Genomic DNA, 13996 nt, shown 5'->3' with positions numbered 1-13996 from the left:
CCTTCCTAATAGGTCATCTCGTAATTGTCGCCGCCAACTTCCCAGGGGATCATGCAGGTGAGGTGCGGTGGCTTGTGCGTTGCCACTGCAATTTGCGTTGCCGAGAGATAGGAAATTCCATTTAGACCGACTCGACCGGTACACCAGGGCTGCACGGCGATGGCTTCGATTGCGGCGGCGTAATCCTCGATATCGCGCGGCGACCAGACGTCGGCTACGCCCGGCGAGGCACCAAGCCCGCAGGCATCTACGATGACGACAGCATAGTCATCCGCGACCCATCGCAGAATATCGGGAGCCTCATAGACCGCGTACTCGTTCTTCATAGAGATGCGCGCGTAAACGGCTGGCTCTTTCGTTTCGAAGTGAATGTCCTTGCCGTAGGGCGTAAAGCACATGACTGCGGGATATTGCTGCGTCGTATCAGGCCGGTACACGTCTGCCATAACGATCCGGCCATCTTCGACCTCAATCGCCACATTCTTATCGACACGCATCTTGCCATCGACAAATGAACGAAACGGCGGACGGGTGCTGAAAGTCCTGGTTGCTATCGGATTACTGTCGGCTTGGTTGTTCATGGTCTTCCCTTAAAAAAAGGTCATGGCGAAGCAACCGCAAGCCATCGAAATGGCGTGACGAGTTGTTCGCAGATCTAGTGGACTGAAGATTCGATTTTGGTGCCTGCCAAACAGGCTGGAAGTCACCAACGAGTCATGGTCGGGCAGGATGTATCACCGCCGATATGCCCGCCTGAACGTCGAGCGAAGCAGGTGCCGCGAAACTTCGTGTTAAGGACTAAAGGCCATTTGTTTCCTCCCTGTTGGACACCCTCCAGTGTCGCCTATGGGTAGCTAAGCACATTGCGCACTATTTAAAAAATCGATTGTTTAAATGCGTACTATCCGCAATATGGATATGATAGGCATGGATATCCCGGGAGGTTACGGGGATGCGATTTCAGGGTCTTGATCTCAATCTTCTGGTTGCGCTTGACGAGCTTCTGACGGAGCGCAACCTGACGGCAGCGGCGAACAAGCTCAATCTGAGCCAGCCCGCAATGAGTGCCGAGCTGGCACGCCTGCGATCCTATTTCGGTGACGACCTTTTCAGAATACAGGCGCGCGGCATGGTGCCTACCCCTGTTGCCGAGAGCCTTGCAGGTCCCACCCGCGATGCGCTCCTGCAGATCAAGGCTATGCTTGCCAAGCGGGACGCCTTCGATCCGTCCACGTCACGTCGATGATTTCGGGTTGCCTTGTCAGACTACGCCATGCTCGTGTTGTTTTCTTCCGCCATGGCACAGATTGCCAGCGCGGCACCCAACATCACATTTGATCTGGTTCCATTCGATGACAAGCCCGATGAACTGATCCGTCGCGGTGAGGTCGACTTCCTGATTTTCCCGAATATCTTCCTGTCTGAAGCTTTTCCCCAAGCAAGGCTTTTTGAAGATCGGCTGGTCGCAGTCATCTGGGAGGGAAATAGTATTGTCGGAGAATCCCTGACATTCGCCCAATATATGTCGATGGGGCACGTCGCCAGTCAGTTTGGGCGGTCACACAAACCCTCCATCGAGGACTGGCTGATGCTTGAACACGGGGTAAAGCGCCGTGTCGAAGTTGCGGTTCAGAGTTTTGCGATGGTCCCTCATCTGCTGGTAGGGACAAATCGGGTCGGAACGATGTGCAAACGCCTTGCGGATGAGGTTGCCAAGACCATGCCCGTACGCGTGATGGACCTGCCAATGCCACTGCCCTCCTTTACGGAAGTCATACAGTGGTCGCCAGTACACAATGGCGACCTTGCCGCCGAGTGGGTCCGCAGCATCATTCTGGATGACGCCGAACGCATGAAGTGAACTCCGCCTGCCAGCGTCGAAATACTATATGTAAAAACTTCGGCAGCACCCGTCAAAGCAATCGACACTGAAATCTCCAATCCCGTGCAGGTGAAAGGCGCCTGGAATGCGGTCTGACCAGCATGACCAAACCGCCGTCGTATTTTGGCAAACTTAAGCGGTCATCGCACCGGCCACATATCCATGAAACGAATATCAACTATCCAAACAATCGATTTCGCAAATGGAGATTGCCGTGCCAATTTCCTGTCGGGAAGAGAGGCCAGTCGGCGATGACACCGCGGCATTTGGCAGACATCTGTATGCCTTGACGTCGGCGTGAAGTCTGAAAGTTCCGGGCCCCATCCTCGTTTTTAACCGGTAGGGAGGAACTATTTGCCATGGAAAAATTTATCGAAGCCCTCGGTGTTAATGTCATTTTCGATCCGACGACTCCCTTGTCGGCATCGGAGCCGCCCGTTCCTGCTGTCGACACCAGAACAGTCGAGCTCAAGAAAGGCTATGTCCATGTCGAAGGCGCACTGGCCTTGACCTGTGACATCACGTTCGAACAGGATGTTGCGATCCCGCTGCGAGACGGAACCATCCTCTACGGTGATATTTTCCGTCCTTCCAACCAGAAAAATGTGCCCATCATTCTGGCCTATACGCCCTATTGCAAACGCGGCGGTTGGTGGAACCTGAATTTCAATGCGACCAAATTCGGCGTGCCACAGAGCACGCTGTCCGGTCTTCAGTCCTTCGAGGCACCAGACCCTGCAATCTGGTGCGATGCCGGCTATGCCGTGGCTGTCGTGGATGCCGCCGGCACGTCGAATTCCGGCGGCGATGAAGTCTTTATGGGCACGGCTTCAGGACGCAACGTCTATGATGTGATCGAGTGGCTCGGAGAGCGCGACTGGTCCAACGGCAAGGTTGGCATGGCCGGAAATTCCCAGCTCGGCATGATCCAGTGGGCCACCGCCGCCTTGCAGCCACCGCATCTTGCCGCCATTGCACCTTGGGAAGGCCTGAACGACAGCTATCGCGACGTTGTCATGCGTGGCGGTATTCTGGATACGAAATTTCATGACAGGGACATCGCAGCCTTCATCTTCGGCCGTAACAATCGCGAAGCCCTGACGAAGATGGCGCAGCGCTATCCGCTCTACAATGCCTATTGGGAGGACAAGCGTCCCGACCTGAAGGCGATCACGGTGCCCGCCTATGTCGTGGCAAGTTTCACAAGTGCGATCCATCCGCGCGGAACGCTGGAAGCATTCCGTGGCATGGCCTCGGAGCACAAATGGTTGCGTGTCCACAACAATCAGGAATGGCTCGATCTAGCCGATGCGGGCAGCACGGCGGATCTCCGGAAGTTCTTTGACCGCTATCTCAAGAACATCGACAATGACTGGGATGAAACACCGAAGGTACGGCTGTCCATTCTCGATCCCGGCGGCGAAGATCAGGTCAATCGGCCCGAAACGTCCTGGCCGCTGGAACGCCAGGAATGGCGCAAGCTCTATCTCGATGCGCAGTCCTTCGGACTTTCGGACGCACCTCTTACACCCTCATCGGTGGCGGAATATGCCGGTGACGATCTGACACAATGCGTCAGGTTTTCGAAGGTGTTCGAAGAGGAAACCGAAATCACCGGCTACCTCAATCTCCACCTCTGGGTCGAGGCGGCGGATGCCGATGACATGGACCTTTTTGCCGCCCTTTACAAGGAATCGGCCGTCGGGAAGCGTCTGCATCACATCACGCTTATTGGCCCGCAGGCGCGGGGTTTCGTGAAATCGCTTGAACAGGATGGCAAGCTGCCGGGTACCCTCAGCTACACCGGCCCGCTTGGTCGCCTGAGGGTTTCGCAGCGCGCCATCGATCCCGAGCGGTCGACGCCATCGGAGCCGCTGATCACCCACAAAAGCGAGGAGCGACTGATTCCTGGCGAATGCGTACCAATCGAGCTTTCGCTGTGGCCAACATCCATGGTGGTCCATGCTGGCGAGCGGCTTGTTGTTGAGATAGCGGGGCACCCCGTTGGCCCCCATGCTCACGGAACGCTGCCAGGGGCCATTCTTGATCTGCCGACACGCAATCACGGCAGGCACCGGATCCGCACGGGAGAGCGCTACGACTCCCATCTGCTGTTCCCGGTCATTCCGTCCCAGCAGGCAAAAAAATAGACCAAACGGGAAAGTGGCCGCCGTGGGCGGTCATTTTCTTCATCGGAGCTCAATCACCAACCAGCCGATAACCAACGCCTGGCTCTGTCTGAACGATTTTTGGCTGCGCCGGATCTTTTTCGATTTTCTGGCGCAACTGACCAATGAAGACACGCAAATAATGCAGATCCTCTTCATGGGCAGGCCCCCACACGGACGTCAGAAGGGTTCGATGTGTAACCACGCGGCCAGCATGATGTGAAAGCAGGGCGAGGAGGTCGTATTCCTTGGGAGTCAGGCGAATGGACTGACCGTTCCGCGATACGATGCGTTGAACCACATCGATCACCAAACCATCCGCATTGACCAGCGATGGTGCCTTGCTGGCATCCACGCGGTGGCGCATTGCCGTTCTGATGCGGGCGGTAAGTTCGCCAATGCCAAAAGGCTTTTCGATATAATCATCCGCCCCCAGATCGAGAGCAGCAATCTTCTCTGCCTCCCTGTCCCGTGCGGATAGGATGATGATGGGGATGGTAGACCAGCCGCGGAGGCTGGCGATAACGTCCTTGCCATCCATATCGGGAAGCCCCAGATCGAGAATGACCGCATCGGGCGCTGCCGTTGCAACGGCCTTGAGGGCATCGGCGCCGTTTTCCGCCTCGATGACGTCATAGCCTGCAGCGGCCAGCGCCGGCCTAAGGAAACGGCGGATCTGCGGCTCATCATCAACAACGAGAATACGGGCAAGCGTCATGTCAGTCCTTGCGTTCGGTCTCTTTCCTCTACCGGGAAACGCATGACAATACGAGTGCCTCTCTTCCTCACAGCCGGGCTTTCGGCATGGATGCGCCCTCCAAGGGCTTCAACGAAGCCACGGGCAATGGAAAGACCAAGGCCGGTGCCGGGAGAGCGACCATCCGTTTTGGAGCGGCGGTAGAATTTCTCGAAAATTCGATCAAGCTCACCGGCCGGAATACCCTTGCCAAGGTCCGTTACCGAGAGCACCACCTCCTTGCCATCACAGCGGGCGTAGACATTGACGGCATCGCCGCCGCCGTATTTGGCGGCGTTGTCCAGAAGGTTGAACAGGACCTGTTCCAAGAGCACGCTGTCACCACGCAACAGCGGCAGGTCTGCTGCAATGCCCGTTTCGAAGGGCTGGGCTGGAAAATACCTGCGCGCCCGCGCCACGGCAGAGCGGACCACATCGCCCACATCGACCCAATCGCGCTTGGCTTTTAACGTTCCTGTCGAAATCCGTGTCATGTCGAGAAGGTTTGCGACAAAACGGCTGAGACGCGCGCCCTCTTCTTCTATGGACTGCAGAAGATCGTCGCGGCTTTCGGGCGTCATCTTCTCGCCAAGCTCTCGCAGGCTCGTCACAGCACCGGTGATCGTGGCAAGCGGAGTGCGCAGATCATGCGAAATGGAGGATAAAAGTGCCTCCCTGTAACGCTCGCTTTCCAGCCTCACTGCCTGCTTGGCGCTTTCGGAAGACAGGCGTGCGCGGTCAATCGCGGTGGCAGTCTGGTCTATGATTGCGGAGAACATGCGCTCGGCGTTTGAATCCAGCGCCTCGCTGCCCACCTCGTATCCGCAGACACCGACCACGCCATGCGGGCTGGTCAGGGGTCGAAACTGGAAGCGGCAATTTGGAAGCGTTCCGGTGCCGGCACCTGCAGGTTCGTTTCTGGTATTGGCCCAGCGTGCGGCGGCAATCTCGGCAATACCAAGCTCCGTATCGGGCGGCCAGGCTGCAGCTGTCTCCAACGTATCGCCACTTGCCCGCAGAAAGACGATGTTTCTGTTGATGCCGGCATGAAGCTGGCTGACGGAAGCCCAAAGCACCTCATCGACATCGGCGGTGCCGGATAGCTTGCGGGCAAAATCGTACAGCGCCTGCATGGCGGCGGCGCGGGCACGGGCGGTCTTTGCCTGTTCGCGGATGCGTGATCCGAGACTACCGGCCAGAATGGCCGCCACGACAAAGATGCAGAGCGCAAACACCTCATGCGGCGAGGCGATGGTGAATGTGTAAAGCGGGGGTATGAAAAAGAAGTTGTATGCCAAGGCGGACAGCATGGCCGCCATGAGGGCGGCAGCAAAACCGGCATAGGTCGCAGCGGCCAGGACAGCAATCAGAAACAGCAGTGATATATTTGGTAGATAAACGATGCGGTCGATCAGCGCGCCGATCAAGGCGGCCGGCAAGACGCATAGAAAGGCAATGCCAAGTGGCTTTGCAAGAGTGGGAAGTTTTGGCCAGGCTCTCCTCGTAGACGCCTGACGGCCCGATTTTTCATCGGCAGTGACGAGGTGAAGCCCTATGCCGCTCATTTCCCGCGTCAACGCATCGGCAAGGCTGCTGCGCAACGGGTTTCGAAACCATGAGCGACAGTGAGAGCCGATCACGATCTGCGTGGCGTGCTCCCGTCTGGCAAGTTTCAGGATTTCCGTCACGAAGTTGCTGCCGGTTATGCGCCGTGTCTCCGCTCCCAGTTTTTCGGCAAGCCGGAAGGTGTCATCGATGCGGCGAAGCTCGTCATCATCAAGGGTTTCACGGTCTGAATGCGCAATACTGACGACCAGCCACGGCGCATTCAGCCCAGATGCCAGGCGGCTGGCTACCCGAACCACCTTCTCCGACAGGATGTCGGAGCCGATACAGACCAGAAGCCTTTCTGACGTCGCCCACGGTCCTTCGATTGCGTTCTGACGCAGATAATCTATCATCTGGTCATCAACCCGGTCTGCGGTGCGCCGCAGGGCCAGCTCGCGCAATGCGGTCAGGTTGCCCAGGCGGAAAAACCTGTCTGCGGCGCGTTTGGCGCTTGCCGGAAGATAGACCTTGCCCTCCTGCAGTCGCGTAATGAGCTCGGCGGGCGGCAAATCCACAAGCACGACCTCATCCGCCTTCTTCAGGACAGTATCGGGAACTCTCTCGCGCACATTCACGCCGGTGATCTGCGCAACCAGATCGGAAAGGCTTTCAAGATGCTGGATATTGAGCGCGGTCCATACGTCTATTCCGGCTTCTATCAGTTCCTCTATGTCCTGATATCTTTTGGGATGGCGAAATCCTTCGGGATTGGAGTGGGCCAACTCATCCACGATGATCGTGCCCGGCTTTCTCGCCAGAGCAGCATCGAGATCGAATTCCTGCAAGTCCTTGCCGTGATACGCCACCTGCACACGAGGCAGCTTTTCCAGACCAGCCAACAGAGCTGAGGTTTCACTGCGCCCATGGGTCTCCGTCAGCCCCACGACGATTTCAAACCCGTCTGCGGCCAATCTCTGGGCGCGGTTGAGCATCGCATAGGTCTTGCCGACGCCCGGCGCAGCGCCAAGAAAAATCGTCAGCTTGCCCCGGCGGTCTTTATCCGCCAGGGCAAGCAATGCGTCAGGGTCAGGACGGTTGGTCCCGTAAGGCTCGTTCGTCGGCATTCAATATCAGCTCTTGAGCGCATCCAGCGCAAGGTTGAGTTCTAGCACATTCACGCGCGGTTGCCCGACAATTCCGAAGGCCGCACCCTCGATAGTTTTGTCAAGCAGAGCCCTGACCTGCTCGACAGGGAGTTGCCGCGCAGCCGCGATGCGATCGACCTGCGCCAGGGCAAATTCCGGCGAGATATGCGGATCAAGGCCCGAACCAGATGTCGTCACGGCATCTGCGGGGATGGAGCCCGTAATGCCGGTGGATTTCAACCGCTCGACATCGCCCGCAACGCGATCACGCAGCTTGGCCGATGTTGTGCCCAGGTTCGAGCCGGATGAAGCCGATGCATTATAGGGATCGGGCGACGTCGCGGACGGACGAGACCAGAAATAACGCGGAGACGTGAAATTCTGGCCGATGAGATCGGAGCCTATGACCGCATCGCCGCGCCTGATGACGCTGCCATTGGCCTGTTGCGGCATGAGCACCTGCGCGATGCCGGTGACCGCAAGCGGATAGGCAACACCGGTGACGAGCGTCAGAAGAACGAGAATGACAAAAGCGGGTCTGACAAGTTTCAACATGATTTACACCAGATGCAGGGCCGTAACGGCCATATCGACAAGCTTGATCCCGGCGAAAGGCAGCAAAAGCCCTCCGAAACCATAGATCAGAAGGTTACGGCGCAAGAGTGCAGCAGCACTGGATGGCCGGTAGGCTATACCCTTCAGGGCGAGGGGTATGAGTGCGATAATGATGAGCGCATTGAAGATGACCGCCGAAAGGATGGCCGATTGCGGCGTGGAAAGCCCCATGATGTTAAAGGCGGTGAGTGCAGGATAGGTCGTTACGAACAGAGCAGGGATGATCGCGAAGTATTTTGCAACGTCATTGGCGATGGAGAATGTCGTCAAAGATCCGCGCGTCATCAGCAACTGCTTGCCGATTTCAACAATCTCGATGAGCTTCGTCGGGCTGGAATCGAGATCGACCATGTTTGCGGCTTCTCGCGCAGCCTGGGTTCCGCTCTGCATCGCAACGCCCACATCCGCCTGCGCCAAAGCGGGCGCATCATTTGTGCCGTCTCCACACATGGCGATCAGACGGCCGCCCTGCTGCTCGCGGCGGATATAAGCGAGCTTGTCTTCAGGCGTGGCTTCGGCGAGAAAATCGTCGACACCGGCTTCAGAAGCGATGGCCGCGGCCGTAACCGGGTTGTCACCCGTCACCATGACGGTACGGATGCCCATGGCACGAAGCGCTGCGAAACGCTCCTTGATGTCAGGTTTGACCACGTCTTTGAGATGAATGACGCCGAGCAGACGTTTCCCATCCGCCACGCCAAGCGGTGTACCGCCCGAACGTGCGACGCTGTCCACCGCCTGCATGAATCCGCGCGGAGCATCCTTGTCCGTCAGTCCGGTAAATTTCAGGACCGCATCGATCGCACCCTTTCGCAACTGGTGAGACCCCATATCGACGCCTGAAAGACGGGTCTGTGCACTGAACGCAATCGTGCTGTCGACAACGGCCTTTGGAGTGGAAAGGCCAAACTCTCCGGTCGCAAGTGCCGCAATGGAACGTCCCTCCGGCGTTTCATCCGACAGGCTGGCAAGAAGCGCTGCCTCGGCAAGTTGATGCTGCGTTACACCAGGGGCGGGAATGAAGTCTGCCGCCATTCGGTTGCCGAAGGTGATCGTGCCTGTCTTGTCCAGAAGAAGTGTATCGACATCGCCCGCGGCTTCGACCGCACGCCCCGATGTGGCAATGACGTTGAAGCGGACAAGGCGGTCCATCCCGGCTATGCCGATTGCAGAAAGCAGCCCACCAATGGTGGTAGGAATGAGCGTAACGAGCAGCGCCGCGAGAACCGTGACCGAAAGGACGGTGCCGGAATAGCCTGCCAGACCCCAGATAGTCAGGACGATGATCAGGAACACAAGGGTAAGGCCGGAAAGCAGGATGGACAGGGCGATTTCATTCGGTGTCTTCTGCCGTTCTGCCCCTTCGATGAGCGCAATCATACGGTCCACAAAACTGGCACCCTGCGGTGTGGTAATGCGGATCTTCAGCTGATCGGACAGAACCTGCGTTCCCCCCGTGACGGCAGAGCGATCGCCACCGGACTCGCGGATCACGGGGGCGGACTCGCCGGTGATGGCGCTTTCATTGACGGAGGCAACGCCTTCGATGACCTCTCCATCTCCGGGGATGAGCTCTCCCGCTTCCACCACCACCACGTCGCCCAGCGCGAGCATGGTGGCGGGAACCGTCTCGATGGTGCCGTTGGCGCCAATGCGACGCGCGGTGAGATCGGAGCGGCTGCGTTTGAGGCTTTCCGCCTGTGCGCGGCCACGTCCTTCCGCCACCGCTTCTGCGAAGGTGGCAAACAGGACCGTGAACCACAACCAGGCGGCAATCTGGCCAGAGAAGCCAGCCGCGCCGTTGCCTGCCAGGGCGTCTCGAACAAAAATGACGGTCACCATAGCGGCCACCACTTCCGTCACGAAGATGACGGGTGTTCGTATGAGTTGTCGAGGATCGAGCTTGACAAATGCCTGCTTGATGGCGGGCAAGATGATGGCTGGATCAAAAAGACCAGGTTTTTCCGGCTTTTGTGACATTTATTGTTTTCCTTTAGAAGGTCTGACCGGCCAGCATGGCGAAATGTTCGACGATGGGCCCAAGTGCCAGAGCCGGGAAATATTGAAGCCCGCCCAGGATGAGGATGATACCGACCAGAAGTCCGACAAAGAGCGGACCATCTGTTGGGAAGGTGCCGGTGGAGGCGGGAACGCGGACCTTTGCGGCAAGCGAACCGGCGATAGCCATGACCGGGATGGCGTAGGCGAACCGTCCGAGCAACATGGCGAGCCCAAGCGTTGTGTTGTACCAGCTGGTATTGCCCGAAAGGCCACCTAAGGCCGAGCCATTATTGCCCGCGGCAGACGTAAAGGCATAGAGGATTTCCGAGAGACCATGAGGACCAGCCGTACCGATACTGGCAACGGCAGATGGCAACATGGCCGAGACCGCCGAAAATCCAAGGATGGTCAAAGGCAGAATGAGAACGGCCAGCATGGCGCATTTCATTTCCCGTCCCTCAATCTTCTTGCCCAGAAACTCCGGGGTCCTGCCAACCATCAGGCCAGCGACGAAGACCGCCAGAAGAGCAAAGACGAGCATCCCATAGAGGCCCGAACCGACGCCACCGGGAAGGATTTCTCCGAGCTGGATCAGAAACATCGGCACCAAGCCGCCTAGTCCCGTAAAGGAGCCGTGCATACCGTTTACACCACCATTCGAAAGGCCGGTGGTAACGGCGGCATAGAGCGCGGTCATGGCCTGGCCGAAGCGCAGTTCCTTGCCCTCCATATTGCCCTGTAGGGCATCAACGCCAAGCGCGGTGACGATGGAGTTGCCCGACGCTTCCGCCCAGTAGATCGTTGCAACACCGGCAATGAGCAGGATAGCCATTGCCGACAGCAGCACCCAGCCCTGGCGGCGATTACCGACCATCTGGCCAAAGGTATAGACCAGCGCAGAAGAGACGCACAACATCGCGAAAATGTTGATGTAGTTCGAAAATGCGGTCGGGTTTTCAAAGGGGTGGGCCGCATTGGCATTGAAGAAGCCGCCGCCATTCGTTCCCAGCTGCTTGATAGCTTCCTGGCTGGCAACCGGCCCAAGCGAGATGACCTGCTGGGCACCTTCAAGGGTCGTTGCCGTCACGCTGGCGTCGAGCGTCTGGGGCACGCCGGTCCAGACAAAGACCAGTGCGATGACGAGTGCCAGTGGCACAAGCACGTAAAGCGTCGCCCTGGTCATATCCACCCAGAAATTGCCGAGGGTCGTTGCCTGTGAACGCATGAAGGCGCGCGTAAACGCCATTGCCATGGCAATACCAACCGCCCCCGACAGGAAGTTCTGGACAGTCAGGCCGACCATCTGGCTGAAATGACTCATCGTCGCTTCGCCAGCATAGTTCTGCCAGTTCGTGTTGGTGACAAAACTGACGGCAGTGTTGAATGCGAGATCAGGCGGAACACCGACAAAACCCTGCGGATTGAAAGGCAGATAGGCCTGCAGCCGCAAAATCCCGTAGAGGAAGAGGAAACTCGCCAGCGAAAAGGCCAGCATGGAAAGCGTATAGGCCAGCCAGCCCTGCTCCTTGTCCATGCTGGTGCCACAGGCACGGTAGATGCCGCGCTCAATCGGCACGAGAACAGGAGAAAGAAAGGTCCTTTCGCCCGAAAACACCTTCGCCATATAAAGGCCCAGCGGTTTGACGACGCAGAGCACGGCGAGGAAGAGGAGGCTGATCTGCAGCCACCCGATAATGGTCATGGAAATTCTCCCCGAAGGTCAGAAGCGCTCGGGACGCAACAGCGTCACGACGAGATAGACGACAAGAGCGCCGGCCACGGCCAGCGCGAGCAAAGCTTCGATCATGCCGTCCTCACAATGAGCTGAGCGCGCGGGCGTAAAGGGCAAAGCCAATCAGCACGCAACTGCCAGTGAGAATGAAGACAATGTCGGACATGTGTTTCTCCTATGATGAGGAGGCAACCTTACGTCCGGACCGCGTCAGGGTTCGATTGGGAATAAAGGTAAGGCACATAAGGAAAACATAAAGAAGAGCGCCACCCGTCTAGACCGGCTCTCCTTTATCGAGCTTCTGCAGGAACAGGCGGGCGCTCTGCCTGTAATCCTCGCGTTTTGTATCGCTCATCCGCCGCCATGTCGCGTAAGGCTGGGCCAGCCTTCGATTGCCCGATAGCTTTTCGGCATTTCTGTCCAGAAAATCCCAATAGAGCGCATTGAACGGACATGCCCCCTCGCCGGTCTTGCGGTGAACGTCATAGCGACAGTTTTCGCAGTAATCAGACATTCTGGAAATATAGGCGCCGCTGGCGGCATAAGGTTTCGATCCGAGAAGGCCGCCATCGGCAAACTGGCTCATGCCGATCACATTGGGCAGTTCCACCCACTCATAGGCATCAGCATAGACTTCTAGATACCATTCGTGGACGGCATGGGGATCAAGCCCGGCAAGCAAAGCGAAATTGCCTGTGATCATCAACCTCTGAATATGGTGGGCGTAGGCGTTGTCGATGGTTTCACGGATGACCGTTGCCATGCAAGCCATGTCGGTTTTTCCGCTCCAGTAGAAGTCCGGAAGCGGCCGGCTGGCGTCAAGGAAATTTTTTCGCGCATAGTCGGGCATGAACATCCAGTAGACACCCCGGATGTATTCCCGCCAGCCAATGATCTGGCGGATAAAGCCTTCCACGGCATTGATGGGGGCATCCCCCTGCAGGTAGGCCCTTTCTGCCGCCTGGCATACGGCCAGCGGATCGAGAAAGCCGATATTGATGTAAAAGGAAATGAGCGAGTGGTTGAGGTTCGGATCGTCTCTCACCATCGCATCCTGCGTTTCTCCGAACCGGGGCAGAAACTCGACAATGAACGCGTCCGCTGCCTTTTCGGCATCTTTGCGCGTTACCGCGAACGAAAATCCCTTGGCCTTGCCCATATGGTCGGGAAAGCGCGCATCGACCAGTTCCATGACGGAGCGTGTCGTTTCATCCGGTGCGAAGGTTGGATGACGCGGGCGGAACAAGTCGGTCTTTGCAGGGGCCCGGTTTTCGCTGTCATAGTTCCATCGTCCGGAAACCGGCTGGTCGCCTTCCATCAGGAGACCGGTCTTGCGGCGCATTTCGCGATAGAAAAACTCCATCGTCATCTGTTTGCGCCCTTCGGCCCATTGCCGAAAGTCTTCATGGGAGGCAATGAACCTGCGATCGGTCCTGATATCCACGGACCGGCCCATCTGCTCTTCCCAGTTTTGCATGGCGTGCAACACGCGCCATTCCCCCGGCTCGGTCACAACGATATGTTCCGGGTTGAGGCTGCCAACCGCCCTCTTCAGTTCTCCAGTGAAAGAGCCGGTGTTTTCATCATCATCAAGCCTGATATAGCGGACCTCGAACCCTTTGGCAGAAAGCTCTTCTGCAAAATGCCGCATTGCCGAGAGGATAAGGATTATCTTCTTGCGATGGTGGCGAACATAGGTCGTTTCCTCTGCCACCTCGCACATGAGAACCACGTCGTTGGCGGGGTCAGCGCCCTCCAGCGACGAAATCTCAAGGGATAACTGATCGCCCAGAATGAAGATGAGATTGCGGCAACGGGACATGGCGGGACTCTCTGACGTTTCGAATGAGATACGAAGGCGTGAGCTCAACGGATCAGGGAACGATCTGAGCAGAAAAAAGTGCCGCAGACGGTACAATGTCCCGCGATTGGCGTTCGGCAAGGCACCGATTTGAGTATGGGATAGCAGAAATCCACAGGGCTTGGCGCGGCATTTCTACGACTTTCAGGGCCAGTTTTCGAGATGAGCGCAATCCGTTCCGACGTCGCTTGACACAAATGAACTAACTGGTACAAACAATAGTGTTACGGCCGTCAGCGCGGGAGGCGTGGACGTGCAGTTTGACATCCACCACGGTAAAAGGCGGTGGCGGCTGTGAGGAAAGAGCA

Annotated in this window: 9 protein-coding genes and 1 pseudogene; 2 read left to right on the top strand and 8 right to left on the bottom strand. The window is 57.5% G+C overall.

Annotated features, from left to right (window positions below):
* Positions 1 to 5 precede the first annotated feature (5 nt).
* On the bottom strand, positions 6 to 581 hold the full coding sequence (locus QRN85_RS06490) for a CocE/NonD family hydrolase (RefSeq protein WP_284756748.1): 576 nt from the start codon (positions 579 to 581) through the stop codon (positions 6 to 8).
* Positions 582 to 952: 371 nt separating this feature from the next.
* Here QRN85_RS06490 and QRN85_RS06485 point away from each other — a divergent pair.
* Together QRN85_RS06485 and QRN85_RS06480 are read left to right on the top strand one after the other, a co-directional pair.
* Positions 953 to 1861: pseudogene (locus QRN85_RS06485) on the top strand (LysR family transcriptional regulator).
* A gap of 380 nt (positions 1862 to 2241) precedes the next feature.
* Positions 2242 to 4032 (top strand): CocE/NonD family hydrolase, encoded by a 1791-nt coding sequence (locus tag QRN85_RS06480; protein ID WP_284756749.1) that lies wholly within the window; start codon positions 2242 to 2244, stop codon positions 4030 to 4032.
* Between the two features lie 49 nt (positions 4033 to 4081).
* On the opposite strand, the gene QRN85_RS06475 is transcribed toward QRN85_RS06480, so the two are convergent.
* From QRN85_RS06475 to QRN85_RS06445, 7 genes are all read right to left on the bottom strand, one after another.
* Entirely contained in the window at positions 4082 to 4768 is a 687-nt protein-coding gene (locus QRN85_RS06475) for a response regulator (protein ID WP_112960795.1), read from the bottom strand.
* Positions 4765 to 7458: an ATP-binding protein gene (locus tag QRN85_RS06470; protein WP_284756751.1), complete on the bottom strand. Its 2694-nt coding sequence runs from the start codon at positions 7456 to 7458 to the stop codon at positions 4765 to 4767. The genes QRN85_RS06475 and QRN85_RS06470 overlap by 4 nt, the downstream gene beginning before the upstream one ends.
* Before the next feature lie 6 nt (positions 7459 to 7464).
* A complete protein-coding gene (gene kdpC, locus QRN85_RS06465; RefSeq protein ID WP_062589943.1) occupies positions 7465 to 8034 on the bottom strand; it encodes a potassium-transporting ATPase subunit KdpC in 570 nt (189 codons plus the stop codon).
* Between the two features lie 3 nt (positions 8035 to 8037).
* Entirely contained in the window at positions 8038 to 10074 is a 2037-nt protein-coding gene (gene kdpB, locus QRN85_RS06460) for a potassium-transporting ATPase subunit KdpB (RefSeq protein WP_284756753.1), read from the bottom strand.
* A 13-nt stretch (positions 10075 to 10087) separates the two neighbouring features.
* Positions 10088 to 11797, bottom strand: a complete 1710-nt coding sequence (kdpA, locus tag QRN85_RS06455) for a potassium-transporting ATPase subunit KdpA (RefSeq protein WP_284756754.1) — start codon at positions 11795 to 11797, stop codon at positions 10088 to 10090.
* Between the two features lie 18 nt (positions 11798 to 11815).
* The gene (gene kdpF / locus QRN85_RS06450; protein WP_284756756.1) at positions 11816 to 11950 is read right to left on the bottom strand and encodes a K(+)-transporting ATPase subunit F; all 135 of its coding nucleotides are present in this window, start codon (positions 11948 to 11950) and stop codon (positions 11816 to 11818) included.
* 151 nt (positions 11951 to 12101) lie between these two features.
* The gene (locus QRN85_RS06445) at positions 12102 to 13649 is read right to left on the bottom strand and encodes a cryptochrome/photolyase family protein (RefSeq protein ID WP_284756757.1); all 1548 of its coding nucleotides are present in this window, start codon (positions 13647 to 13649) and stop codon (positions 12102 to 12104) included.
* Positions 13650 to 13996: the final 347 nt, after the last annotated feature.

The organism is Agrobacterium sp. fls2-241-TYG-188a (assembly GCF_030209845.1).
This window is presented reverse-complemented; position numbering and strand designations above follow the sequence as displayed.